At 58.3% G+C, this 22684-nt stretch carries 20 protein-coding genes and 4 tRNA genes; all 24 read left to right on the forward strand.

Going from position 1 to position 22684, the window contains the following annotated elements; all coding sequences use genetic code 11:
- The first annotated feature begins 162 nt into the window (after positions 1–162).
- The 24 genes from birA (at position 163) to rplW (ending at position 22678) form a co-directional block, all read left to right on the forward strand.
- Positions 163–1122, forward strand: a complete 960-nt coding sequence (gene birA / locus LU688_RS02140; protein ID WP_023631084.1) for a bifunctional biotin--[acetyl-CoA-carboxylase] ligase/biotin operon repressor BirA — start codon at positions 163–165, stop codon at positions 1120–1122.
- Positions 1112–1861 carry a pantothenate kinase gene (locus LU688_RS02145; RefSeq protein WP_023631085.1) on the forward strand — a complete coding sequence of 250 codons (750 nt, stop codon included), beginning with the start codon at positions 1112–1114 and terminating at the stop codon, positions 1859–1861. The genes birA and LU688_RS02145 overlap by 11 nt, the downstream gene beginning before the upstream one ends.
- A gap of 11 nt (positions 1862–1872) precedes the next feature.
- On the forward strand, positions 1873–2298 hold the full coding sequence (locus LU688_RS02150; RefSeq protein ID WP_160291422.1) for a hypothetical protein: 426 nt from the start codon (positions 1873–1875) through the stop codon (positions 2296–2298).
- A 152-nt stretch (positions 2299–2450) separates the two neighbouring features.
- Positions 2451–2534 (forward strand) — tRNA-Tyr (locus tag LU688_RS02155).
- A gap of 24 nt (positions 2535–2558) precedes the next feature.
- Positions 2559–2632 (forward strand) — tRNA-Gly (locus LU688_RS02160).
- A gap of 28 nt (positions 2633–2660) precedes the next feature.
- Positions 2661–2736: transfer RNA gene (locus LU688_RS02165), tRNA-Thr, on the forward strand.
- A 79-nt stretch (positions 2737–2815) separates the two neighbouring features.
- A complete protein-coding gene (gene tuf / locus LU688_RS02170; RefSeq protein WP_038707241.1) occupies positions 2816–4009 on the forward strand; it encodes an elongation factor Tu in 1194 nt (397 codons plus the stop codon).
- Positions 4010–4063: 54 nt separating this feature from the next.
- A tRNA-Trp gene (locus LU688_RS02175) sits at positions 4064–4139 on the forward strand.
- A 44-nt stretch (positions 4140–4183) separates the two neighbouring features.
- Positions 4184–4552, forward strand: coding sequence for a preprotein translocase subunit SecE (secE, locus tag LU688_RS02180; RefSeq protein WP_023628745.1), 369 nt, complete (start codon positions 4184–4186; stop codon positions 4550–4552).
- A 9-nt stretch (positions 4553–4561) separates the two neighbouring features.
- Positions 4562–5095 carry a transcription termination/antitermination protein NusG gene (gene nusG, locus LU688_RS02185; RefSeq protein WP_023628746.1) on the forward strand — a complete coding sequence of 178 codons (534 nt, stop codon included), beginning with the start codon at positions 4562–4564 and terminating at the stop codon, positions 5093–5095.
- Between the two features lie 119 nt (positions 5096–5214).
- A complete protein-coding gene (gene rplK / locus LU688_RS02190) occupies positions 5215–5646 on the forward strand; it encodes a 50S ribosomal protein L11 (RefSeq protein ID WP_011531881.1) in 432 nt (143 codons plus the stop codon).
- A complete protein-coding gene (rplA, locus tag LU688_RS02195; protein WP_023628747.1) occupies positions 5646–6341 on the forward strand; it encodes a 50S ribosomal protein L1 in 696 nt (231 codons plus the stop codon). The genes rplK and rplA overlap by 1 nt, the downstream gene beginning before the upstream one ends.
- A gap of 198 nt (positions 6342–6539) precedes the next feature.
- Positions 6540–7040, forward strand: a complete 501-nt coding sequence (gene rplJ / locus LU688_RS02200; RefSeq protein ID WP_023628748.1) for a 50S ribosomal protein L10 — start codon at positions 6540–6542, stop codon at positions 7038–7040.
- A gap of 77 nt (positions 7041–7117) precedes the next feature.
- Positions 7118–7483 carry a 50S ribosomal protein L7/L12 gene (rplL, locus tag LU688_RS02205; protein WP_003255496.1) on the forward strand — a complete coding sequence of 122 codons (366 nt, stop codon included), beginning with the start codon at positions 7118–7120 and terminating at the stop codon, positions 7481–7483.
- 220 nt (positions 7484–7703) lie between these two features.
- The gene (gene rpoB, locus LU688_RS02210; protein WP_031314438.1) at positions 7704–11777 is read left to right on the forward strand and encodes a DNA-directed RNA polymerase subunit beta; all 4074 of its coding nucleotides are present in this window, start codon (positions 7704–7706) and stop codon (positions 11775–11777) included.
- 62 nt (positions 11778–11839) lie between these two features.
- On the forward strand, positions 11840–16039 hold the full coding sequence (gene rpoC / locus LU688_RS02215; protein ID WP_038707242.1) for a DNA-directed RNA polymerase subunit beta': 4200 nt from the start codon (positions 11840–11842) through the stop codon (positions 16037–16039).
- A gap of 211 nt (positions 16040–16250) precedes the next feature.
- A complete protein-coding gene (gene rpsL / locus LU688_RS02220; protein WP_003255492.1) occupies positions 16251–16622 on the forward strand; it encodes a 30S ribosomal protein S12 in 372 nt (123 codons plus the stop codon).
- A 106-nt stretch (positions 16623–16728) separates the two neighbouring features.
- The gene (gene rpsG, locus LU688_RS02225; RefSeq protein ID WP_023628750.1) at positions 16729–17199 is read left to right on the forward strand and encodes a 30S ribosomal protein S7; all 471 of its coding nucleotides are present in this window, start codon (positions 16729–16731) and stop codon (positions 17197–17199) included.
- Between the two features lie 30 nt (positions 17200–17229).
- The gene (gene fusA / locus LU688_RS02230) at positions 17230–19377 is read left to right on the forward strand and encodes an elongation factor G (RefSeq protein WP_023628751.1); all 2148 of its coding nucleotides are present in this window, start codon (positions 17230–17232) and stop codon (positions 19375–19377) included.
- 27 nt (positions 19378–19404) lie between these two features.
- A complete protein-coding gene (gene tuf / locus LU688_RS02235) occupies positions 19405–20598 on the forward strand; it encodes an elongation factor Tu (protein WP_038707241.1) in 1194 nt (397 codons plus the stop codon).
- Positions 20599–20739: 141 nt separating this feature from the next.
- On the forward strand, positions 20740–21051 hold the full coding sequence (rpsJ, locus tag LU688_RS02240; protein ID WP_003186070.1) for a 30S ribosomal protein S10: 312 nt from the start codon (positions 20740–20742) through the stop codon (positions 21049–21051).
- An 80-nt stretch (positions 21052–21131) separates the two neighbouring features.
- Positions 21132–21767, forward strand: a complete 636-nt coding sequence (gene rplC, locus LU688_RS02245) for a 50S ribosomal protein L3 (RefSeq protein WP_011531887.1) — start codon at positions 21132–21134, stop codon at positions 21765–21767.
- A gap of 12 nt (positions 21768–21779) precedes the next feature.
- Positions 21780–22382, forward strand: coding sequence for a 50S ribosomal protein L4 (gene rplD, locus LU688_RS02250; protein ID WP_003255485.1), 603 nt, complete (start codon positions 21780–21782; stop codon positions 22380–22382).
- A complete protein-coding gene (gene rplW / locus LU688_RS02255) occupies positions 22379–22678 on the forward strand; it encodes a 50S ribosomal protein L23 (protein ID WP_003255484.1) in 300 nt (99 codons plus the stop codon). Before rplD ends, rplW begins: the two co-directional genes overlap by 4 nt.
- Positions 22679–22684: the final 6 nt, after the last annotated feature.

A 22684-nucleotide genomic window follows, 5' to 3' on the forward strand; every position in this document is an offset into this window, starting at 1 on the left:
CCTATCTGCGCGAGCAGGTAGGGGTTTTGTCTTTGCGCGTTTGGCAAGTTAACACCCACCCTTGTAGGAGCCCGTCGCCTGTAATGGCAGCGGTAGCCCTTTTCCTATGCAAGCCCTCGGGGCGTGGCTATCATGCCAGCCTTATTCCGAGTCGAGATTGGCATGCTGAAGTTGTTGAACCTCCTCAAGGATGGCCGGTTCCATTCCGGAGAAGCCCTGGGGGCCGCCCTCGGGGTGAGTCGCAGCGCCGTTTGGAAGCAGCTGCAGCACCTGGAGAGCGAACTGAACCTGACCATTCACAAGGTACGTGGCCGCGGCTATCAGCTGGCGGCGCCGTTGAACCTGCTCGAAGCGCAGGCAATCGCCAAGTTCGCGCAGGGCGAGCCGTGGCCGGTGTTCATTCACGACACCATCGACTCCACCAATGCCGAAGGGCTGAGGCTGATTGCGCAAGGGCAAGCGGCGCCGTTTCTGGTGCTGGCCGAGCGCCAGAGTGCAGGTCGCGGTCGTCGTGGGCGTCCGTGGGTCAGTCCTTTTGCGGAAAACCTCTATTACAGCCTGGTCTTGCGCATTGATGGCGGCATGCGTCAGCTGGAGGGCTTGAGCCTGGTGGTTGGCCTGGCGGTGATGCGTACACTGCAGGCGTTCGGGCTAAAGGATGTGGGGCTCAAGTGGCCCAATGATGTCCTTGCCGACGGGCGCAAGATCACCGGAATACTCCTGGAGCTGGTCGGGGATCCTGCGGACGTCTGCCATGTGGTGCTGGGTATCGGCATCAATGTAAACATGCAGGGCAACGAACAGATCGATCAGCAATGGGCCTCGATGCGCGGTGAAGCTGGGCAGCTGGTGGATCGCAACCACCTGGTGGCGGTGCTCAGCCAGCAGTTGCAACACGAACTTGGTCGCCATCGCCGCTATGGCTTCGCTGCGTTCCAAGAGGAATGGGAGCAGGCGCACCTGTGGCAGGGGCGCAAAGTTTCGCTTGTCGCGGGCACTTCGCGTATCGAAGGTGTCGCGCTGGGGGTGGATGGGCAGGGCGGCTTGCGTCTGGAGGTCGATGGTGTGGAGAAGAGCTTCAGCGGCGGCGAGCTGAGCCTGAGGTTGCGTGATGATTCTTGAGCTCGATTGTGGAAACAGCTTTATCAAGTGGCGCGTCATCCATGCAGCCGACTGCACCATCAACGGTGGCGGCATCGTGGACTCCGATCAGGCATTGGTCGCAGCTGTCGCAGGGCTCTCTAGCCTGAGTCTGACTGGTTGCCGCATGGTCAGCGTGCGCAGTGAGGAGGAAACTTCATCGCTGTGCGCATTGATCCAGGCCTCGTTCGGGGTCGAGGTAAACGTGGCCCAGCCTGTGCAGGAAATGGCCGGCGTGCGCAATGGCTATGACGATTATCAGCGTCTGGGCATGGACCGCTGGCTGGGCGCGCTGGGCGCCTATCACCTGGCCGGGCGAGCTTGCCTGGTCATCGATTTCGGCACCGCGGCCAAGGCCGATTTCGTCGCGGCCAATGGTGAGCACCTGGGGGGCTACATCTGCCCGGGCATGCCGCTGATGCGTAGCCAGTTGCGCACCCATACCCGGCGTATTCGCTATGACGATGCGTCGGCCGAGCGCGCCCTGAGCAGCCTGGCGCCGGGGCGCTCGACCGTCGAGGCGGTCGAGCGTGGTTGTGTGCTGATGCTCCAGGGCTTCGCCCGTACCCAGATCGAGCAGGCCAGGGCGATGTGGGGTGAGGACTTCACTGTGTTTCTGACCGGTGGGGATGCGCCCTTGGTACAGGAGGCGGCACCGAAGGCTCGGATCGTGCCGGACTTGGTATTCGTCGGTTTGGCCATGGCCTGTCCATTGAACTGAGGTGACTGACTATGCGCTGGTTGTTTCTGCTGTTGGTTGTGCTCAACGTCTTTTATTACGTGTGGCATCAGCAGGAAGCTCCCCTGAAGGTCAAGGAAGTCGCCCCGTTGGCTTTGTACAAAGGTTCTCAGCAGGAAATCCGCCTGTTGCGTGAAACCGGAGTTGCGCCGCCCGTCCGGCGCCGTGACGAATGCCTGGTGGTTGGGGGCATGGCTGCGCCCGAGCAGCTCGAGGCCTTGCGTCAGCGGCTGGTCAGTCTGGATATCGCTGCCCTGCCAGTGGTTGGTCAGCTACCGGGTGCCGACGGGCTCTGGCTCAAGGTTGCCCCGGAAAGCGAGCGTTTGCTGGACCCGGCTGTGCTCTCGACTCTTTCCAAGGATTTCAAAGACTTAAAACACAAAATTATTTTGTGCGAGGGTATTGCAACTGCCGAATAGCTTGATAGAATGGCGCCCGCTTCACAGGGAACATCACCTAGGTGGTAGATCTGGAGGCAGTGTCAAAGCAGCTAAGTTTCAGATTTGATTGAAAAAATTTGAAAAAACGCTTGACACTGGGACGGCAGACAAATATAATGCCGGCCACATCTGGAGGGATTCCCGAGCGGCCAAAGGGGACGGACTGTAAATCCGTTGCGAGAGCTTCGAAGGTTCGAATCCTTCTCCCTCCACCAGTTTTAGCGAGAGCCGCAAGCTCCGCGGGTATAGTTTAGTGGTAGAACCTCAGCCTTCCAAGCTGATGATGCGGGTTCGATTCCCGCTACCCGCTCCAAGTTTGCTGTTGTTGCACAAAGTGTTTCGCTCTTGTAGCTCAGTTGGTAGAGCACACCCTTGGTAAGGGTGAGGTCAGCGGTTCAAGTCCGCTCAAGAGCTCCATATAAACAAGGCAGATATGAAAATATCTGCCTTTGTTTTATCAGCGGTATGACTATTTCTTCTGCGGAGGACTGTATCGATGGCTAAGGAAAAGTTTGATCGTTCGCTACCTCACGTTAACGTCGGCACTATCGGCCACGTTGACCACGGTAAGACTACTCTGACTGCAGCGCTGACCCGCGTCTGCTCCGAAGTTTTCGGTTCGGCCGTCGTTGAGTTCGACAAGATCGACTCGGCTCCGGAAGAAAAAGCTCGCGGTATCACCATCAACACCGCGCACGTCGAGTACAACTCGAACATTCGTCACTACGCTCACGTTGACTGCCCAGGTCACGCTGACTACGTGAAGAACATGATCACCGGTGCTGCCCAGATGGACGGCGCGATCCTGGTTTGCTCGGCCGCCGATGGTCCGATGCCACAAACCCGTGAGCACATCCTGCTGTCCCGTCAGGTTGGCGTTCCGTACATCGTGGTCTTCCTGAACAAGGCTGACCTGGTAGACGACGCTGAGCTGCTGGAACTGGTCGAGATGGAAGTTCGCGACCTGCTGTCCACCTACGACTTCCCAGGCGACGACACCCCGATCATCATCGGTTCGGCTCGTATGGCGCTGGAAGGCAAAGACGACAACGAAATGGGCACTACCGCTGTCAAGAAGCTGGTAGAAACTCTGGATGCCTACATCCCTGAGCCAGTTCGTGCCATCGACCAGCCGTTCCTGATGCCAATCGAAGACGTATTCTCGATCTCGGGTCGTGGTACCGTTGTTACCGGTCGTATCGAGCGTGGTATCGTCCGCGTTCAAGACGCCCTGGAAATCGTTGGTCTGCGTGACACCACCACCACCACCTGCACCGGTGTTGAGATGTTCCGCAAGCTGCTGGACGAAGGTCGTGCTGGCGAGAACTGCGGCGTTCTGCTGCGTGGTACCAAGCGTGACGACGTTGAGCGTGGCCAGGTTCTGGTCAAGCCAGGTTCGGTCAAGCCGCACACCAAGTTCACCGCAGAAGTCTACGTCCTGTCGAAGGAAGAAGGCGGCCGTCACACTCCGTTCTTCAAAGGCTACCGTCCTCAGTTCTACTTCCGTACCACTGACGTGACCGGTAACTGCGAACTGCCGGAAGGCGTTGAAATGGTAATGCCAGGTGACAACATCCAGATGACTGTCACCCTGATCAAGACCATCGCAATGGAAGACGGTCTGCGTTTCGCCATCCGTGAAGGCGGTCGTACCGTCGGCGCTGGTGTCGTAGCAAAAATTATCGAATAAGTAGTTGATTTACTTGATCAGGTCGGTATAATGGCCGGCCTGATACAGCGTTACAGGTCAGTAGCTCAATTGGCAGAGCGACGGTCTCCAAAACCGTAGGTTGGGGGTTCGATTCCCTCCTGACCTGCCATTCACCTCGGTGTGATTGGCTTTCTTCTTACAGGATCCTCCCCGATGACTCCCAAAACTGAAGCCCAAGAATCGCGTTTCGACTTGTTCAAGTGGCTGGCTGTAGTGGCTTTGGTGGTTGTCGCCGTTGTGGGTAATCAGTATTACTCCGCGTCGCCGATCCTGTACCGCGTTCTTGCACTTCTCGCCCTGGCTGCGGTTGCTGGCTTCGTTGCCTTGCAGACTGCGAAGGGTAAGTCGTTCTTCACGCTGGCGAAGGAAGCGCGGACCGAGATCCGTAAAGTCGTGTGGCCGACCCGCCAAGAAACCACTCAGACCACGCTGATTGTCGTGGCTGTTGTTCTGGTTATGGCGCTGCTGCTGTGGGGTCTCGACTCCCTGCTCGGCTGGGCGGTCTCCTTGATTGTTGGCTAAGGGTGTCCCGTGGCTAAGCGTTGGTACGTAGTGCATGCTTACTCGGGTTACGAGAAGCATGTGATGCGCTCCCTGATCGAGCGCGTCAAGCTGGCTGGCATGGAAGACGAATTCGGCGAGATCCTGGTCCCGACCGAAGAAGTCGTTGAAATGCGCAACGGCCAGAAGCGCAAGAGCGAGCGCAAATTCTTCCCTGGCTATGTATTGGTCCAGATGGAAATGAACGAAGGGACTTGGCACCTTGTCAAGGATACCCCTCGAGTCATGGGTTTCATTGGTGGTACCGCAGACAAGCCTGCGCCGATCACTGATAAAGAGGCCGAGGCCATCCTCCGTCGCGTTGCCGATGGTAGTGACAAGCCGAAGCCGAAGACGTTGTTCGAGCCGGGTGAAGTGGTTCGAGTCGTTGATGGTCCGTTTGCTGACTTCAACGGCACCGTCGAAGAGGTTAACTACGAAAAGAGCCGCCTGCAGGTTGCAGTGCTCATTTTCGGTCGCTCTACTCCGGTGGAGCTCGAGTTCGGCCAGGTCGAGAAGGTCTAGCAGGACGAAGCATCCCATACCCCGCAGCCCTATGTGCTGCGGGGTTTTGTCGTCACTGGGATAAAACGCAAGTCATCCGGGGAGCCATCTGGCGTTTGTACCCGATTTTGGAGTAGCTCATGGCTAAGAAGATTCAGGCTTACATCAAGCTGCAAGTAAAGGCCGGCCAGGCCAACCCAAGCCCACCCGTTGGTCCAGCACTGGGTCAACACGGTGTTAACATCATGGAATTCTGCAAGGCCTTCAACGCCCGTACTCAGGGTCAAGAGCCAGGTCTGCCGACTCCAGTGATCATCACTGTCTACAGTGACCGTAGCTTCACCTTCGAAACCAAGAGCACCCCTGCCTCGGTTCTGCTGAAGAAAGCTGCTGGCCTGACCAGTGGTTCGGCTCGTCCGAACACCGTTAAAGTCGGTACCGTTACCCGCGCTCAGCTGGAAGACATCGCGAAAGCCAAACAGGCTGACCTGACTGCCGCTGACCTGGACGCTGCTGTACGCACCATCGCTGGCTCTGCCCGCAGCATGGGCCTGAACGTGGAGGGTGTGTAATGGCTAAGCTGACCAAGCGCCAAAAGGCAATCGCCGAGAAAATCGAAGCAGGCAAGGCCTACAACTTCGAAGAAGCGGCAACTCTGCTGGCCTCGCTGCCTGCTGCCAAGTTCGTCGAGTCCTACGACATCGCCGTCAACCTCGGTGTTGACCCGCGTAAATCCGACCAGGTCGTACGTAGCGCTACCGTGCTGCCGCACGGCACTGGCAAGACCGTACGTGTTGCCGTCTTCACCCAGGGCCCGGCTGCTGAAGCCGCTCTGGCTGCCGGCGCTGACCGCGTAGGTATGGACGATCTGGCTGCCGAAATGAAAGGCGGCGACCTGAACTATGACGTCGTCATCGCATCGCCTGATGCCATGCGTGTTGTAGGTCAGCTGGGTCAGGTTCTGGGTCCTCGCGGCCTGATGCCTAACCCGAAAGTCGGTACCGTTACCCCAGACGTAGCCACTGCCGTGAAAAACGCCAAGGCTGGTCAGGTTCGCTACCGTACCGACAAGAACGGTATCATCCACACCTCCGTTGGCAAGATCGGCTTTGAAGCTGGCAAGCTGAAGGAAAACGTTGAAGCCCTGATCGCTGATCTGAAGCGTATCAAGCCGGCTTCCTCGAAAGGTATCTACGTCAAGCGCGTTACCCTGAGCACCACCATGGGCCCAGGTCTGATCATCGATCAGAGCTCGCTGGACGTGTAAGACCATGCCGGCGGGTGTAAGCTCGCCGGCAGCAAAAATTGGGGTCCCTGCCTGGCGGGGGCTATCCAAGACCGTAGGCGGCGCAAGCCTTAAACAACCAGCCTACGCAGATGGTGCTCCCGGTTCCTTACCGAATCAGACACCAAAACGACATCCGGCTTCGGCCAGATGAAACGGTAACAAGCAGGAGTTTTACCCGTGGCAATTAAACTCGAAGACAAGAAGGCCATCGTCGCTGAAGTCAACGAGGCTGCCAAAGTCGCTCTGTCCGCTGTCGTGGCTGATGCCCGTGGTGTGACTGTAGGCGCAATGACCGGACTCCGTAAAGAGGCTCGTGAAGCTGGCGTATACGTACGTGTCGTACGTAACACCCTGCTCAAGCGCGCTGTTGCCGACACTGAATTCAGTGTCCTCAACGACGCCTTCACTGGCCCGACCCTGATCGCTTTCTCCAACGAACACCCGGGCGCCGCTGCTCGTCTGTTCAAAGAGTTCGCCAAGGGTCAGGACAAGTTCGAGATCAAGGCAGCTGCGTTTGACGGTAAGTTCATTGCAGCGAACCAGATCGACGTGTTGGCTACCCTGCCGACCCGCGACGAAGCCATCGCGAAGCTGATGAGCGTGATCCAAGGCGCTACCAGCAAGCTGGCCCGTACCCTGGCAGCCATTCGCGACCAGAAAGAAGCCACCGCTGCCTAAGGCACCGGAAACTCTTTCAAATCATACGTTTAATTTGATAGCTGCGTAGGCTGTCACCCCAATACAGGATTTAAGTCATGTCTCTGACTAACGAGCAAATCATCGAAGCAATCGGCCAGAAAACCGTTCTGGAAGTTGTTGAGCTGATCAAAGCAATGGAAGAAACCTTCGGCGTTACCGCTGCTGTTGCCGCTGCCGGCCCAGCTGCTGCCGCTGCCGTTGTTGAAGAGCAAACCGAGTTCAACGTTGTTCTGGTTGAAGCCGGCGACAAGAAAGTAAACGTGATCAAGGCCGTTCGCGAGCTGACTGGTCTGGGCCTGAAAGAAGCCAAAGAGAAAGTCGATGGCGCTCCTCAGGTTGTAGCTGAAGGCGTTTCGAAAGAAGCCGCTGAAGACGCTAAGAAGAAGCTGGAAGAAGCAGGCGCTAAAGTCGAGCTGAAGTAATTTCGACTTTGCGATGCCAGCCCGAGCGTCAAGCGAAGGGCTGATGGCTGGTGGCTTATGCCACCGGCCTTTTTCCGTTATTGGTGGCCGATCAGGTCGGCCCCGATAACGAGCTGCAAGACACCCAAGAGGGTGGCGCAAACCAAAGGGTTTGCACGATTTTCTGGCTGCTCCCGCCGGGAGATGCCAAACAAGCAGGTGACCAAGCTGGGGAATGCTGATGGCTTACTCATACACTGAGAAAAAACGTATCCGCAAGGACTTTAGCAAGTTGCCGGACGTCATGGATGTGCCGTACCTCCTGGCCATCCAGCTGGATTCGTATCGCGAATTCCTGCAGGCGGGAGCATCCAAGGATCAGTTCCGCGACGTCGGTCTGCATGCGGCCTTCAAATCGGTATTCCCGATCATCAGCTACTCCGGCAATGCTGCCCTGGAGTACGTCGGCTATCGCCTGGGCGAGCCGGCTTTCGATGTGAAGGAATGTGTCCTGCGCGGTGTGACCTTCGCGGTCCCGCTGCGGGTGAAGGTGCGCCTGATCATCTTCGACAAGGAATCGTCGAATAAAGCGATCAAGGACATCAAAGAGCAAGAAGTCTACATGGGTGAAATCCCCCTGATGACTGAAAACGGTACCTTCGTTATCAACGGTACCGAGCGTGTGATCGTATCCCAGCTGCACCGTTCGCCTGGTGTGTTCTTCGACCACGACCGTGGCAAGACGCACAGCTCCGGTAAGCTGCTGTACTCCGCGCGCATCATCCCTTACCGCGGTTCGTGGCTGGACTTCGAGTTCGACCCGAAAGACTGCGTGTTCGTACGTATCGACCGTCGCCGCAAACTGCCGGCCTCGGTACTGCTGCGTGCCCTGGGTTACAGCACCGAAGAGGTTCTGAACACCTTCTACACCACCAACGTATTCCACCTTTCCGGCGAGAAGCTCAGCCTGGAGCTGGTGCCTCAGCGTCTGCGGGGTGAAGTTGCGGTCATGGATATCCATGACGACAGCGGCAAGGTCATCGTCGAGCAAGGCCGCCGTATTACCGCGCGCCACATCAACCAGCTGGAAAAAGCTGGCGTGAAAGAGCTGGACGTTCCGCTGGAGTACGTACTGGGTCGCACCACCGCCAAGGCGATCGTGCATCCGGCTACCGGCGAGATCATTGCCGAGTGCAACACCGAGCTGACCACCGACCTGCTGGTGAAGATCGCCAAGGCCCAGGTCGTTCGCGTCGAGACGCTGTACACCAACGACATCGACTGCGGTCCGTTCATCTCCGACACCCTGAAGATCGACACCACCAGCAACCAACTGGAAGCGCTGGTCGAGATCTACCGCATGATGCGTCCAGGCGAGCCACCAACCAAGGACGCCGCCGAGACCCTGTTCAACAACCTGTTCTTCAGCGCCGAGCGTTACGACCTGTCCGCCGTTGGCCGCATGAAGTTCAACCGTCGTATCGGTCGCACCGAGATCGAAGGTTCGGGCGTGCTGAGCAAGGAAGACATCGTCGAGGTCCTCAAGACCCTGGTCGATATCCGTAACGGCAAAGGCATCGTCGACGACATCGACCACCTGGGTAACCGTCGCGTCCGTTGCGTCGGCGAGATGGCCGAGAACCAGTTCCGCGTTGGCCTGGTGCGTGTTGAGCGCGCGGTCAAAGAGCGTCTGTCGATGGCTGAAAGCGAAGGCCTGATGCCGCAGGACCTGATCAATGCCAAGCCGGTTGCGGCGGCGGTGAAAGAGTTCTTCGGTTCCAGCCAGCTCTCGCAGTTCATGGATCAGAACAACCCGCTTTCCGAGATCACCCACAAGCGCCGCGTTTCCGCACTCGGCCCTGGTGGTCTGACCCGTGAGCGTGCTGGCTTCGAAGTCCGTGACGTACACCCGACTCACTACGGCCGCGTGTGCCCGATCGAGACCCCTGAAGGTCCGAACATCGGTCTGATCAACTCCCTGGCGGCCTATGCCCGCACCAACCAGTACGGCTTCCTGGAAAGCCCGTACCGCGTGGTGAAGGAAGGCGTGGTCAGCGACGACATCGTGTTCCTGTCCGCCATCGAAGAAGCCGATCACGTGATCGCCCAGGCTTCGGCCGCGATGAACGACAAGAAGCAGTTGATCGATGAGCTGGTAGCTGTTCGTCACCTGAACGAATTCACCGTCAAGGCGCCGGAAGACGTCACCCTGATGGACGTTTCGCCGAAGCAGGTAGTGTCGGTTGCCGCGTCGCTGATTCCGTTCCTCGAGCACGACGACGCCAACCGTGCATTGATGGGTTCCAACATGCAGCGTCAGGCTGTACCGACCCTGCGCGCCGACAAGCCGCTGGTAGGTACCGGCATGGAGCGCAACGTTGCCCGTGACTCCGGTGTCTGCGTGGTTGCTCGTCGCGGTGGTGTGATCGACTCGGTCGACGCCAGCCGTATCGTCGTGCGCGTTGCCGACGACGAAGTCGAGACCGGTGAAGCAGGTGTGGATATCTACAACCTGACCAAATACACCCGCTCCAACCAGAACACCTGCATCAACCAGCGTCCGCTGGTGAGCAAGGGTGACAAGGTTGCGCGTGGCGACATCATGGCCGACGGCCCGTCCACCGACATGGGTGAACTGGCACTGGGTCAGAACATGCGCATCGCGTTCATGGCGTGGAACGGCTTCAACTTCGAAGACTCCATCTGCCTGTCCGAGCGTGTGGTTCAGGAAGACCGCTTCACCACGATCCACATCCAGGAACTGACCTGTGTGGCCCGTGACACCAAGCTTGGCCCAGAGGAAATCACCGCGGACATCCCGAACGTCGGTGAAGCTGCGCTGAACAAGCTGGACGAAGCCGGTATCGTCTACGTGGGTGCCGAAGTCGGCGCTGGCGACATCCTGGTCGGCAAGGTCACTCCGAAAGGCGAGACCCAGCTGACTCCGGAAGAAAAACTGCTGCGTGCGATCTTCGGTGAGAAGGCCAGCGACGTCAAAGACACCTCCCTGCGTGTGCCGACCGGCACCAAGGGTACCGTCATCGACGTACAGGTCTTCACCCGTGATGGCGTCGAGCGCGACAGTCGCGCCCTGGCCATCGAGAAGATGCAGCTGGACGAGATCCGCAAGGACCTCAACGAAGAGTTCCGCATCGTCGAAGGCGCGACCTTCGAGCGTCTGCGTTCGGCTCTGAACGGCCAGGTGGTCGACGGTGGCGCGGGCCTGAAGAAAGGCACCGTGATCAGCGACGACGTGCTGAACGGTCTGGAGCACGGCCAGTGGTTCAAACTGCGCATGGCCGAAGATGCACTGAACGAGCAGCTGGAAAAGGCTCAGCAGTACATCGTCGATCGCCGTCGCCTGCTGGACGACAAGTTCGAAGACAAGAAGCGCAAGCTGCAGCAGGGCGATGACCTGGCTCCGGGCGTACTGAAGATCGTCAAGGTCTACCTGGCAATTCGCCGTCGCATCCAGCCGGGTGACAAGATGGCCGGTCGTCACGGTAACAAGGGTGTCGTCTCGGTAATCATGCCGGTCGAAGACATGCCGCACGACGCCAACGGTACTCCGGTCGACGTCGTACTGAACCCGCTGGGCGTACCTTCGCGTATGAACGTCGGTCAGATCCTTGAAACCCACCTGGGCCTCGCGGCCAAGGGTCTGGGCGAGAAGATCGACCGCATGATCGAAGAGCAGCGCAAAGCCGCTGAACTGCGCACCTTCCTCACCGAGATCTACAACGAGATCGGTGGTCGTCAGGAGAACCTGGAAGAGTTCACCGACGAAGAGATCATCGCCCTGGCGAACAACCTGAAGAAAGGCGTGCCAATGGCCACTCCAGTCTTCGACGGTGCCAAGGAGCGTGAGATCAAGGCCATGCTGAAACTGGCTGATCTGCCAGAGAGCGGCCAGATGGTGCTGTTCGATGGCCGTACCGGCAACAAGTTCGAGCGTCCGGTGACCGTTGGTTACATGTACATGCTCAAGCTGAACCACTTGGTGGACGACAAGATGCACGCGCGTTCCACTGGTTCGTACAGCCTGGTTACCCAGCAGCCGCTGGGTGGTAAGGCGCAGTTCGGTGGTCAGCGTTTCGGGGAGATGGAAGTGTGGGCGCTGGAGGCATATGGCGCGGCATACACCCTGCAAGAAATGCTCACAGTGAAGTCGGACGACGTGAACGGCCGTACCAAGATGTACAAGAACATCGTGGATGGCGATCACCGTATGGAGCCGGGCATGCCCGAGTCCTTCAACGTGTTGATCAAAGAGATCCGTTCCCTCGGTATCGATATCGATCTGGAAACCGAATAACACGTGACGCGAGGGGAGTGGGCAGGTAATGCCCGCTCCCTGCTCCGCCAGGAGGAAAGGCCTTGAAAGACCTACTGAATTTGCTGAAAAACCAGGGTCAAGTCGAAGAGTTCGACGCCATCCGCATCGGTCTGGCGTCGCCTGAAATGATCCGTTCGTGGTCGTTCGGTGAAGTCAAGAAGCCGGAAACCATCAACTACCGTACGTTCAAGCCTGAGCGTGACGGCCTGTTCTGCGCCAAGATCTTTGGCCCAGTCAAGGACTACGAGTGCCTGTGCGGCAAGTACAAGCGCCTCAAGCACCGCGGCGTGATCTGCGAGAAGTGCGGCGTTGAAGTTGCCCTGGCCAAGGTTCGTCGTGAGCGCATGGCGCACATCGAACTGGCCTCGCCGGTTGCCCACATCTGGTTCCTGAAGTCGCTGCCGTCCCGTATCGGCCTGCTGATGGACATGACCCTGCGTGACATCGAGCGCGTGCTCTACTTCGAGAGCTACGTGGTGATCGATCCGGGCATGACCACCCTCGAGAAGGGCCAGCTGCTGAACGACGAGCAGTACTTCGAAGCGCTGGAAGAGTTCGGTGACGACTTCGACGCCCGCATGGGTGCCGAGGCTGTCCGCGAGCTGCTGCACGCTATCGACCTGGAGCACGAGATCGGCCGCCTGCGCGAAGAAATTCCGCAGACCAACTCGGAAACCAAGATCAAGAAGCTGTCCAAGCGCCTGAAGCTGATGGAAGCTTTCCAGGGGTCGGGCAACCTGCCTGAGTGGATGGTCCTGACCGTCCTGCCAGTACTGCCGCCGGACCTGCGTCCGCTGGTTCCGCTGGATGGCGGCCGCTTCGCGACCTCCGACCTGAACGACCTGTATCGTCGGGTGATCAACCGTAACAACCGTCTGAAGCGCCTGCTCGATCTGTCGGCGCCGGACATCATCGTGCGCAACGAAAAGCGCATGCTGCAGGAAGCGGTCGACGCCCTGCTCGACAACGGCCGTCGCGGTCGCGCCATCACTGGCTCGAACAAGCGTCCGCTGAAGTCCCTGGCCGACATGATCAAAGGTAAGCAAGGTCGCTTCCGTCAGAACTTGCTCGGTAAGCGCGTGGACTACTCCGGTCGTTCGGTAATTACCGTAGGCCCGACCCTGCGTCTGCACCAGTGCGGTCTGCCGAAGAAGATGGCCCTCGAGCTGTTCAAGCCGTTCATTTTCGGCAAGCTGGAAATGCGTGGTCTGGCGACCACCATCAAGGCTGCCAAGAAGATGGTCGAGCGCGAGCTGCCGGAGGTGTGGGACGTTCTCGCCGAGGTGATCCGCGAACACCCCGTACTGCTCAACCGTGCGCCGACCCTGCACCGTCTGGGTATCCAGGCCTTTGAACCGGTACTGATCGAAGGTAAGGCTATCCAGCTGCACCCGCTGGTCTGCGCCGCGTACAACGCCGACTTCGACGGTGACCAGATGGCCGTTCACGTGCCGCTGACCCTGGAAGCCCAGCTCGAAGCGCGCGCGCTGATGATGTCGACCAACAACATCCTGTCCCCAGCCAACGGTGAGCCAATCATCGTTCCGTCGCAGGACGTGGTACTGGGTCTGTACTACATGACCCGTGAAGCCATCAATGCCAAGGGCGAAGGTCGCGTATTCGCCGACCTGCAGGAAGTCGACCGCGTTTTCCGCGCCGGCGAAGCCGCCCTGCACGCGAAAATCAAGGTTCGTATCAACGAAACCGTGAAAGACCGTGATGGCAGCATCACCAAGAACACCCGTATCGTCGACACCACTGTCGGCCGTGCGCTGCTGTTCCAGGTAGTACCGGCCGGCCTGCCGTTCGACGTCGTCAACCAGTCGATGAAGAAGAAGGCGATCTCCAAGCTGATCAACCAGTGCTACCGCGTGGTGGGTCTGAAAGAGACCGTGATCTTCGCTGACCAGCTGATGTACACCGGTTTTGCCTACTCGACCATTTCCGGCGTTTCGATCGGCGTTAACGACTTCGTTATCCCGGACGAGAAAGCCCGCATCATCGGTACCGCTACCGACGAAGTGAAGGAAATCGAGAGCCAGTACGCCTCCGGCCTGGTCACCCAGGGCGAGAAGTACAACAAGGTCATCGACTTGTGGTCCAAGGCGAACGACGAAGTGTCCAAGGCGATGATGGCCAACCTCTCGAAAGAGAAGGTCGTCGACCGCGAGGGCAAGGAAGTCGAGCAAGAGTCCTTCAACTCGATGTACATGATGGCCGACTCCGGTGCGCGTGGTTCCGCCGCTCAGATCCGTCAGCTGGCCGGTATGCGTGGCCTGATGGCCAAGCCGGACGGCTCGATCATCGAGACGCCGATCACCGCGAACTTCCGTGAAGGTCTGAGCGTACTGCAGTACTTCATCTCGACTCACGGTGCTCGTAAAGGTCTGGCGGATACCGCGTTGAAAACCGCGAACTCCGGTTACCTGACTCGCCGTCTGGTAGACGTTGCCCAGGACCTGGTCGTGACCGAGATCGACTGCGGCACCGACCAGGGCCTTCTGATGACCCCGCACATCGAAGGCGGCGACGTTGTCGAGCCGCTGGGTGAGCGCGTACTGGGTCGTGTCATCGCCCGTGACGTATTCAAGCCAGGCACCGAGGACGTCATCGTTCCGGCCGGTACCCTGGTCGACGAGCAGTGGGTCGAGTTCATCGAGCTGAACAGCATCGACGAAGTCGTCGTGCGTTCGCCGATCAGCTGCGAAACCCGCTACGGCATCTGCGCCAAGTGCTACGGTCGTGACCTGGCTCGTGGTCACCAGGTGAACATCGGTGAAGCTGTCGGCGTTATCGCTGCGCAGTCGATCGGTGAGCCGGGTACCCAGCTGACCATGCGTACGTTCCACATCGGTGGTGCTGCAAGCCGTACTTCGGCTGCTGACAGCGTCCAGGTGAAGAACGGCGGTATGGTGCGCCTGCACAACCTGAAACAGGTTGAGCGTGCCGACGGTAACCTGGTTGCCGTATCGCGTTCCGGCGAGCTGGCGATTGCCGACGAGTTCGGTCGTGAGCGTGAGCGTTACAAGCTGCCTTACGGTGCCGTGATTTCGGTCAAGGAAGGTGACAAGGTCGAAGCTGGCGCCATCGTCGCCAAGTGGGACCCGCACACCCACCCGATCGTTACCGAGCTGAAAGGTACCGTGACCTTCGTGGGCATGGAAGAAAACATCACCATCAAGCGTCAGACCGACGAACTGACCGGTTTGACCAACATTGAAGTTCTGGACGTCAAGGATCGCCCTGCCGCAGGCAAGGAAATCCGTCCGGCAATCAAGATGGTCGACGCCAATGGCAAGGACCTGTACCTGCCAGGTACCGACGTACCTGCCCAGTACTTCCTGCCGGCCAACGCCCTCGTCGGCGTGGCTGACGGTGCCCAGATCGGCGTCGGTGACGTTATCGCGCGTATCCCGCAAGAAACGTCGAAGACCCGTGACATCACCGGTGGTCTGCCACGCGTTGCCGACTTGTTCGAAGCGCGCCGTCCGAAAGAAGCCTCGATCCTGGCTGAAGTCAGCGGCACCATCGCGTTCGGTAAAGAGACCAAGGGCAAGCGTCGCCTGGTCATCACTCCGACCGACGGTAGCGATCCGTATGAAGAGCTGATTCCGAAGTGGCGCCATCTGAACGTCTTCGAAGGCGAACAGGTCAACCGCGGCGAAGTTATCTCCGACGGTCCGAGCGATCCGCACGACATCCTGCGTCTGCTGGGTGTGAGCGCGCTGGCGAAGTACATCGTCAACGAGATCCAAGACGTTTACCGTCTGCAAGGCGTGAAGATCAACGACAAGCATATCGAGACCATCCTGCGTCAGATGCTGCGCAAGGTCGAGATCTCCGAGTCGGGCGATTCCAGCTTCATCAAGGGCGACCAGATGGAACTGACTCAGGTCCTGGTAGAGAACGAGCGTCTCGCCGGCGAAGACAAGTTCATCTCCAAGTTCACCCGTGTTTTGCTGGGTATCACCAAGGCTTCGCTGTCCACCGAATCGTTCATCTCGGCGGCTTCCTTCCAGGAAACCACCCGTGTACTGACCGAGGCGGCGGTAACCGGCAAGCGTGACTACCTGCGCGGCCTGAAAGAGAACGTGGTCGTGGGTCGTCTGATCCCGGCCGGTACCGGTCTGGCCTACCACAGCGAGCGCAAGCGTCGCCGTGATGCCGACAAACCGCTGCGTGTGAGCGCCAGTGAGGTGGAAGCCGCACTGACCGAAGCACTGAATTCCAGCGGTAACTAAGTACAGGGCAGGGCCCCGGCAAGCCTCGGGCGGGCATCGGCGACATGATTTGTTGCCGATGACCGGGCGAGGAGGGCCGGGGCCTCGTCTTGACTGGGTGCAAGATCCTCTTTAGACTTTTGTACCCTTAAATTTGGTGAGGCTCCGTCTCGCCAATTTTTGGCTTTCTTGCAAGACAATAGAGTCGCAAGACAATCAGTGGAGCTAGTAGATGGCAACTATCAACCAGCTGGTACGTCAGCCGCGTAAGCGTTCGGTCGAGAAGTCCGACGTTCCTGCGCTGCAGAACTGCCCGCAGCGTCGTGGCGTGTGCACCCGCGTGTACACCACCACGCCGAAAAAACCTAACTCGGCACTGCGTAAAGTATGCCGTGTGCGTCTGACCAACGGTTTCGAGGTTTCCTCGTACATCGGTGGTGAAGGCCACAACCTGCAAGAGCACAGCGTCGTCCTGATTCGTGGCGGCCGTGTAAAAGACTTGCCAGGTGTTCGTTACCACACCGTTCGCGGCTCTCTGGATACTTCGGGCGTCAAAGGCCGTAACCAGGGTCGTTCGAAGTACGGTACCAAGCGTCCGAAGTAATCGGCCGTTTGCACATATCCAATTTTTTGAGTCGATAAGAGTAAGGTCGGGCAGGGGTCGAAGACCCACGTCCCGGGCTAACCTGAAGACCGTTTGAGGGCTTATCATGCCAAGACGTCGTGTAGCAGCAAAACGTGAGATCCTGGACGATCCGAAGTACGGATCCCAGATCCTCGCCAAGTTCATGAACCACGTGATGGAAAGCGGCAAGAAGGCCGTGGCCGAGCGCATCGTTTACGGTGCCCTGGACGCAGTCAAAGCACGCAAGAACAGCGACCCCCTGGAAATCTTCGAGAAAGCTCTCGACGCCATCGCTCCGCTGGTCGAAGTAAAGTCCCGCCGTGTCGGCGGTGCCACTTACCAGGTCCCGGTTGAAGTTCGTCCGTCCCGTCGTAACGCTCTGGCAATGCGCTGGCTCGTAGACTACGCCCGCAAGCGCGGCGAGAAGTCGATGGCTCTGCGCCTGGCCGGTGAACTGCTGGATGCTGCCGAAGGCAAAGGTGCTGCAGTCAAGAAGCGTGAAGACGTTCACCGTATGGCTGAAGCCAACAAAGCGTTCTCGCACTACCGCTTCTAATTCAAGCATCAATCATTTTGCGAGGGCTTTATGGCTCGTACTACAGCAATTAACCGCTACCGTAACATTGGTATCTGTGCCCACGTTGACGCGGGCAAGACCACCACTACCGAGCGGATCCTGTTCTACACAGGTCTGAGCCACAAGATGGGCGAGGTGCATGACGGCGCCGCGACCACCGACTGGATGGTGCAGGAGCAGGAGCGCGGTATCACCATTACCTCCGCTGCCGTTACCACCTTCTGGAAGGGTTCCCGTGGTCAGTACGACAACTACCGCGTAAACGTCATCGATACCCCCGGCCACGTTGACTTCACCATTGAAGTTGAGCGTTCGCTGCGCGTACTCGACGGCGCGGTCGTTGTGTTCTGCGGTACCTCCGGCGTTGAGCCGCAGTCCGAAACCGTATGGCGTCAGGCCAACAAGTACGGCGTTCCACGTGTTGTCTACGTGAACAAGATGGACCGTGCTGGTGCCAACTTCCTGCGCGTTGTCGGTCAGATCAAGAACCGTCTGGGTCACACCCCGGTTCCGGTCCAGCTGGCTATCGGTGCGGAAGACGACTTCCAGGGTCAGGTTGACCTGATCAAGATGAAAGCCATCTACTGGAACGACGACGACAAAGGTACTACCTACCGCGAGGAAGAAATTCCTGCCGAGCTGGTGGACCTGGCCAACGAATGGCGCAGCAACATGGTCGAGGCTGCTGCCGAGGCCAACGAAGAGCTGATGAACAAGTACCTTGAAGAAGGTGACCTGTCCGTCGAAGACATCAAGGCTGGTCTGCGCGCCCGTACCCTGGCGAGCGAGATCGTTCCTGCTGTCTGCGGTTCCTCGTTCAAGAACAAGGGCGTTCCCCTGGTTCTCGACGCCGTTATCGACTTCCTGCCTGCGCCAACCGAGATCCCTGCGATCAAGGGTATCCACCCTGATCTGATCGACGTGCCGAAGGACGAAGTCACTGCAGAACAGTACGACGAGCGTCCTGCTGACGACAACGAGCCGTTCTCGGCTCTGGCGTTCAAGATCGCTACCGACCCGTTCGTTGGTACTCTGACCTTCGTCCGCGTTTACTCGGGCTTCCTGACCTCCGGTGACTCCGTCATCAACTCGGTCAAGGGCAAGAAAGAGCGCGTTGGTCGTATGGTGCAGATGCACGCTAACCAGCGTGAAGAGATCAAGGAAGTGCGCGCTGGCGACATCGCTGCTCTGATCGGCATGAAGGACGTCACTACCGGTGACACCCTGTGCAACGCCGACAAGCCGATCATCCTCGAGCGTATGGACTTCCCTGAGCCTGTAATTTCGCTCTCCGTAGAGCCGAAAACCAAGGCTGACCAGGAGAAGATGGGTATCGCGCTGGGCAAGCTGGCCCAGGAAGACCCGTCGTTCCGCGTCAAGACCGACGAAGAAACCGGCCAGACCATCATCTCCGGTATGGGTGAGCTGCACCTGGACATCCTCGTTGACCGCATGAAGCGCGAGTTCAACGTCGAGTGCAACGTCGGCAAGCCGCAGGTTTCGTACCGCGAGAAGATCACCAAGTCCAACGTCGAGATCGAAGGCAAGTTCGTTCGTCAGTCGGGTGGTCGTGGTCAGTTCGGTCACTGCTGGATCCGTTTCTCGGAGCCGGACGTCGACGACAAGGGCAACATCACCGAAGGTCTGGTGTTCACCAACGAAGTCGTTGGTGGTGTGATTCCTAAGGAATTCATCGCCCCGATCCAGAAGGGTATCGAAGAGCAGATGAAAAACGGCGTTGTTGCCGGCTATCCGCTGCTCGGCCTGAAGGCTACGGTATTCGACGGTTCGTACCACGATGTCGACTCCAACGAAATGGCGTTCAAGATCGCCGCTTCGATGGCGACCAAGCAACTGGCCCAGAAGGGTGGTGGCGTGGTCCTTGAGCCGATCATGAAGGTCGAAGTTGTAACCCCGGAAGACTACCTGGGTGACGTGATGGGTGACCTGAGCCGTCGTCGCGGGATGATCCAGGGTAATGAAGACTCGGTGTCCGGCAAGGTAATCACTGCTGAGGTACCGCTCGGAGAGATGTTCGGTTACGCAACCGACGTTCGTTCCATGTCTCAGGGTCGCGCAAGCTACTCCATGGAATTCTCCAAATACGCCGAAGCTCCGTCGAACATCGTCGAAGCACTCGTTAAAAAACAAGGCTAATCCCCTTTAGGCAAGAGGTTCACTGTCGTGGCTAAAGAAAAATTTGATCGTTCCCTTCCCCACGTTAACGTCGGCACCATCGGCCACGTTGACCACGGTAAGACCACTCTGACCGCAGCTCTGACCCGCGTCTGCTCCGAAGTTTTCGGTTCGGCCGTCGTTGAGTTCGACAAGATCGACTCGGCTCCGGAAGAAAAAGCTCGCGGTATCACCATCAACACCGCGCACGTCGAGTACAACTCGAACATTCGTCACTACGCTCACGTTGACTGCCCAGGTCACGCTGACTACGTGAAGAACATGATCACCGGTGCTGCCCAGATGGACGGCGCGATCCTGGTTTGCTCGGCCGCCGATGGTCCGATGCCACAAACCCGTGAGCACATCCTGCTGTCCCGTCAGGTTGGCGTTCCGTACATCGTGGTCTTCCTGAACAAGGCTGACCTGGTAGACGACGCTGAGCTGCTGGAACTGGTCGAGATGGAAGTTCGCGACCTGCTGTCCACCTACGACTTCCCAGGCGACGACACCCCGATCATCATCGGTTCGGCTCGTATGGCGCTGGAAGGCAAAGACGACAACGAAATGGGCACTACCGCTGTCAAGAAGCTGGTAGAAACTCTGGATGCCTACATCCCTGAGCCAGTTCGTGCCATCGACCAGCCGTTCCTGATGCCAATCGAAGACGTATTCTCGATCTCGGGTCGTGGTACCGTTGTTACCGGTCGTATCGAGCGTGGTATCGTCCGCGTTCAAGACGCCCTGGAAATCGTTGGTCTGCGTGACACCACCACCACCACCTGCACCGGTGTTGAGATGTTCCGCAAGCTGCTGGACGAAGGTCGTGCTGGCGAGAACTGCGGCGTTCTGCTGCGTGGTACCAAGCGTGACGACGTTGAGCGTGGCCAGGTTCTGGTCAAGCCAGGTTCGGTCAAGCCGCACACCAAGTTCACCGCAGAAGTCTACGTCCTGTCGAAGGAAGAAGGCGGCCGTCACACTCCGTTCTTCAAAGGCTACCGTCCTCAGTTCTACTTCCGTACCACTGACGTGACCGGTAACTGCGAACTGCCGGAAGGCGTTGAAATGGTAATGCCAGGTGACAACATCCAGATGACTGTCACCCTGATCAAGACCATCGCAATGGAAGACGGTCTGCGTTTCGCCATCCGTGAAGGCGGTCGTACCGTCGGCGCCGGCGTCGTAGCCAAAATCATCGAGTAATCACTCGACCGATTGAAAAAGCCCCCGCTCAGCGGGGGCTTTTTTTATTGGGTTGACACTAAATTGGGGCGTCTATAGAATCACGCCTCCTTTTAGCGGGCGTAGTGCGTCCGTTGGGAACAGCCTGGAGTCTGAAATCCAATGCAAAATCAGCAAATCCGTATCAGGTTGAAGGCTTTCGACCATCGCCTGATCGACCAATCCACCCAGGAAATCGTGGAAACCGCGAAACGTACTGGTGCACAAGTGCGTGGTCCAATTCCACTGCCTACCCGCAAAGAGCGTTTCACCGTTCTGGTCTCCCCGCACGTCAACAAAGACGCGCGTGACCAGTACGAGATCCGCACTCATAAGCGTGTTCTGGACATCGTCCAGCCAACGGATAAAACCGTTGACGCGCTGATGAAGCTCGATCTGGCGGCCGGCGTGGAAGTACAGATCAGCCTCGGCTAAGACTTCGGTCTGGTCGTGTAACGCTCTGAAATGGGCGGCCATAGCGGGTGAAAGCCCCGTACACTCATGAGGTTTACAACATGACTATTGGTGTAGTCGGTCGGAAAGCGGGCATGACCCGTATTTTCACCGAAGAAGGTGTCTCCATTCCGGTCACGGTCATCGAGATCGAGCCGAATCGCGTCACCCAGTTCAAAACCGAAGAAACTGATGGCTACCGTGCAGTGCAAGTCACTGTCGGCGAGCGTCGTGCTTCGCGTGTGACCGCCGCTCAGGCAGGCCACTTTGCCAAGGCCAACGTTGCCGCTGGTCGCGGTGTCTGGGAGTTCCGTCTTGAAGAAGGCGATTTCCAGGCTGGCGATCTGATCAAAGCTGAACTCTTCACTGCAGGCCAGCTGGTAGACGTAACCGGTCAGTCCAAAGGTAAAGGCTTCGCCGGTACCATCAAGCGCTGGAACTTCCGTGGTCAAGATAACACCCACGGTAACTCCGTATCGCACCGTGTCCCTGGCTCCATCGGCCAGTGCCAGACTCCTGGTCGTGTATTCAAGGGCAAGAAAATGTCCGGTCACATGGGCGCTGAGCGCGTGACTGTGCAGTCCCTGGAAGTAGTACGCGTAGACGCTGAACGCAACCTGCTGCTGATCAAGGGTGCCGTTCCAGGCGCTACTGGCGGCGACGTGGTTGTGCGTCCAGCTGTCAAGGCTCGCGGGTAAGGGGAAACTGACATGCAACTTAATGTAAATGACGCTCAGGCGATCGAAGTTTCCGAACTGACTTTCGGTGGCGAATTCAACGAGACGCTGGTACACCAAGCAGTCGTGGCCTACATGGCCGGCGGCCGTCAGGGCACCAAGCAGCAGAAGACCCGTTCTGACGTAGCCGGTGGCGGTAAGCGCCCATGGCGTCAGAAAGGTACTGGCCGTGCTCGTGCCGGTACTACCCGTGGTCCGATCTGGCGTGGCGGTGGTGTAACCTTCGCAGCTCGTCCTCAAGATCACTCGCAGAAGCTCAACAAGAAGATGTACCGCGCAGCCCTGCGCTCCATCCTCGCCGAGCTGGTGCGTAGCGACCGTCTGGTCGTGGTTCAGGACTTCGCTGTTGAAGCACCGAAAACCAAAGACCTGCTGAACAAGCTGAACGGCATGGGTCTGAGCGACGTACTGATCGTTTCGGACGCTGTTGATCAGAACCTGTACCTGGCTGCTCGCAACCTGCCGCACGTCGACGTACGTGACGTTCAAGGTTCCGACCCGGTCAGTCTGATCGCATACGAGAAAGTGTTGATCACTGTCTCGGCCGTGAAGAAATTCGAGGAGCTGCTGGGATGAACCAGGAACGCGTATTCAAAGTCCTCCTTGGCCCGCACGTTTCCGAGAAGGCTACCGTTCTGGCTGAGAAAAAAGGCCAGTTCGTATTCAAGGTTGCTACCGATGCAACCAAGCTGGAAATCAAGAAAGCTGTCGAAGGCCTGTTCAACGTAAAAGTTGAAAACGTGTCGACCGTTAACGTTCTGGGTAAAACCAAGCGTACCGCACGTGGTCTGGGCAAGCGTAATGACTGGAAGAAGGCGATCGTCTCCCTTCAGCCAGGCCAAGATCTCGATTTCAGCAGCAGTGCTGAGTAAGGAAGG

The organism is Pseudomonas soli (assembly GCF_021283165.2).
Lineage (GTDB): Bacteria > Pseudomonadota > Gammaproteobacteria > Pseudomonadales > Pseudomonadaceae > Aquipseudomonas > Aquipseudomonas soli.

Excerpts from the sequence above, each read along its gene's own strand:
- rpsL (WP_003255492.1), top strand. The coding sequence starts at position 16,251 with ATGGCAACTATCAACCAGCTGGTACGTCAGCCGCGTAAGCGTTCGGTC.
- tuf (WP_038707241.1), top strand. The coding sequence starts at position 2,816 with ATGGCTAAGGAAAAGTTTGATCGTTCGCTACCTCACGTTAACGTCGGC.
- rpoB (WP_031314438.1), top strand. The coding sequence starts at position 7,704 with ATGGCTTACTCATACACTGAGAAAAAACGTATCCGCAAGGACTTTAGC.
- rpsG (WP_023628750.1), top strand. The coding sequence starts at position 16,729 with ATGCCAAGACGTCGTGTAGCAGCAAAACGTGAGATCCTGGACGATCCG.
- rplK (WP_011531881.1), top strand. The coding sequence starts at position 5,215 with ATGGCTAAGAAGATTCAGGCTTACATCAAGCTGCAAGTAAAGGCCGGC.
- fusA (WP_023628751.1), top strand. The coding sequence starts at position 17,230 with ATGGCTCGTACTACAGCAATTAACCGCTACCGTAACATTGGTATCTGT.
- rpsJ (WP_003186070.1), top strand. The coding sequence starts at position 20,740 with ATGCAAAATCAGCAAATCCGTATCAGGTTGAAGGCTTTCGACCATCGC.
- rplD (WP_003255485.1), top strand. The coding sequence starts at position 21,780 with ATGCAACTTAATGTAAATGACGCTCAGGCGATCGAAGTTTCCGAACTG.
- rplW (WP_003255484.1), top strand. The coding sequence starts at position 22,379 with ATGAACCAGGAACGCGTATTCAAAGTCCTCCTTGGCCCGCACGTTTCC.
- rplA (WP_023628747.1), top strand. The coding sequence starts at position 5,646 with ATGGCTAAGCTGACCAAGCGCCAAAAGGCAATCGCCGAGAAAATCGAA.
- rplL (WP_003255496.1), top strand. The coding sequence starts at position 7,118 with ATGTCTCTGACTAACGAGCAAATCATCGAAGCAATCGGCCAGAAAACC.
- LU688_RS02145 (WP_023631085.1), top strand. The coding sequence starts at position 1,112 with ATGATTCTTGAGCTCGATTGTGGAAACAGCTTTATCAAGTGGCGCGTC.
- rplC (WP_011531887.1), top strand. The coding sequence starts at position 21,132 with ATGACTATTGGTGTAGTCGGTCGGAAAGCGGGCATGACCCGTATTTTC.
- secE (WP_023628745.1), top strand. The coding sequence starts at position 4,184 with ATGACTCCCAAAACTGAAGCCCAAGAATCGCGTTTCGACTTGTTCAAG.
- LU688_RS02150 (WP_160291422.1), top strand. The coding sequence starts at position 1,873 with ATGCGCTGGTTGTTTCTGCTGTTGGTTGTGCTCAACGTCTTTTATTAC.
- birA (WP_023631084.1), top strand. The coding sequence starts at position 163 with ATGCTGAAGTTGTTGAACCTCCTCAAGGATGGCCGGTTCCATTCCGGA.